Source organism: Xenorhabdus entomophaga, assembly GCF_037996725.1.
Lineage (GTDB): Bacteria > Pseudomonadota > Gammaproteobacteria > Enterobacterales > Enterobacteriaceae > Xenorhabdus > Xenorhabdus khoisanae.
Window position 1 is genome coordinate 1 of the sequence record NZ_JBBMXH010000223.1, and the last position, 2,037, is coordinate 2,037.

A 2,037-nucleotide genomic window follows, 5' to 3' on the forward strand; every position below is an offset into this window, starting at 1 on the left:
GCGACCACGAAAAACACGGGGTTACAATACGCCGGATGAGCTATTTAAAGGTACAAAAACTCATTTACTTCGTTTATAACGATGTTGCACTTAATATGTGAATCCAAGAAGAATTATTTTCAGGTAGTGAGCTAATGTTTTCTAAATTAAATATCTCAACCAGTGCATTACTGGTTTCTTCTCTGCTTTTGACCATCGGGCGTGGAGCCACTCTTCCCTTTATGGCTATCTATCTGACTCGTCAGTATCAGATGCAGGTTGATATTATCGGGCTTGCTATCTCCGTTGCTTTGACTATCGGCGTACTTTTCAGTATGGGGTTCGGGATTCTGGCGGATAGATTCGATAAAAAACGCTACATGCTGTTAGCCGTTATTGCGCTTGTCTGCGGTTTTATTGCGATTCCCCTTGTCAATCACGCAGGCTTAGTTGTGGTTTTTATCTCGTTGATAAATTGTTCCTATTCAGTATTTTCGACGGTACTGAAAGGTTATTTTGCCGATACACTGCCAACGTCAACAAAAGCGAAAGTTTTTTCGTTGAACTACACCTTTATTAATATGGGCTGGACTATTGGCCCGCCAATTGGTACATGGCTTTTAATGTATAGCATGAATCTCCCGTTCTGGTTGGCAGCAGTTTCCGCGTCTGTTCCTATTGTTTTTATTCAGCGCTATGTTCAAAGTATCAGAGTTGCCGCAGACAGTGAAAGAACCACAACGGCATGGAATCCGGCAATAATGTTACGTGATCGCGCACTAGCCTGGTTTATCCTGTCAACTTTTCTTGGTTCACTGGTATTCGGCTCTTTTACCATCTGGATCTCACAATATGTCCTGACCGTAGCTAACAGCACTTTGGCTGAAGCGGTCATCGGTGTTGTATTGCCGGTGAATGCCGCAGTGGTTGTTACCTTACAATATTCGGTAGGCAAACGTATTCATCCGGAAAACCTGAAGAGATTAATGACATTAGGCAGTTTCTTTTTCTTGATGGGACTGGCCGTCTTTATGATAGCAGACAAAAACCTTTATCTTTGGGGACTTGCAGCCGTTATTTTCACCCTTGGTGAGCTAATCTATGCGCCGGGTGAATATATGCTCATTGACAATATCGCGCCGGAAGGAATGAAATCCAGCTATTTTTCGGCGCAGGCGTTGGGCTTCCTAGGCGGTGCTTTCAACCCGATGATAAGTGGTGTTGTGCTCACTAAGTTGCCGCCTCAATCGTTATTTATCATCCTAATGGGGATCACGTTCCTTGCATGGCTCAGTATGCTTAAAGGAATGAGTATCAAACCACTAACCGCTGTTGAATCCCGTTATGATCAATAACTTTATAAACCTGTACCACCTGGCACAAGTCATTTTCTCTAACATGATGGATCTTGGGAGGTTAACTATTAACCAGATGAAAAATAACAAAATTATTATTGTTGGTGCGGGCTTTGTTGGCACAACGCTGGCATGGTGTTTATCTAACCACTATAAGGGAGAAATTATCCTTATTGATAAAGGACAGGCGGGTAACGGAGTGACTAAACAGGCCTTTGCATGGCTAAATGTTTCTTATGGCAGATCGGATGCTTACAGCAAACTCAGGCAACAGGCACTCAATGAGTGGCATTATCTCGATAAACAGACAAACGGAAAATTGAAGATAAATTGGTCAGGTGCTATCAGTTGGCAGGAAACTGAATCTGCAACCCGTGAATTTATTGATGTTCATCGTGAATCTGGCTTTAAGATCAAAGCATTGACAAAATCCGAACTTCAGGCACTGGAGCCGCAACTTACAATCCTCCCGGAGCTTGCTACCTTTGCAACGGAAGAAGGTGCTGTTGATCCCCTTCACGCAACACAAGTGCTTTTGCAGGAAGCTCTTAACAACGGCGTCACCTATCTGCCGGAAACGGAAGTAACTAACATTAACGCGATGCTCGACTTTTATGATGAGTTGAAATGACATAGCCGCTCCTTTATAACTTTAAGTCGTCAAAAATAGAGAAATAAAGGAACAAAAGGCTATGTCACAGCA

Annotated in this window: 2 protein-coding genes; both read left to right on the forward strand. The window is 43.0% G+C overall.

Annotation, left to right across the window (positions count from 1 at the left end; all coding sequences use genetic code 11):
- Positions 1-134 precede the first annotated feature (134 nt).
- The gene (gene ydeE / locus AAC854_RS22285; protein WP_340619006.1) at positions 135-1,334 is read left to right on the forward strand and encodes an efflux MFS transporter YdeE; all 1,200 of its coding nucleotides are present in this window, start codon (positions 135-137) and stop codon (positions 1,332-1,334) included.
- A gap of 76 nt (positions 1,335-1,410) precedes the next feature.
- On the forward strand, positions 1,411-1,965 hold the full coding sequence (locus AAC854_RS22290) for an FAD-dependent oxidoreductase (RefSeq protein ID WP_340619007.1): 555 nt from the start codon (positions 1,411-1,413) through the stop codon (positions 1,963-1,965).
- Positions 1,966-2,037 lie beyond the last annotated feature (72 nt).

What these genes read in the sequence shown, in the direction of transcription:
- AAC854_RS22290 (WP_340619007.1), top strand. Translation starts at nt 1,411, where the DNA reads ATGAAAAATAACAAAATTATTATTGTTGGTGCGGGCTTTGTTGGCACA.
- ydeE (WP_340619006.1), top strand. Translation starts at nt 135, where the DNA reads ATGTTTTCTAAATTAAATATCTCAACCAGTGCATTACTGGTTTCTTCT.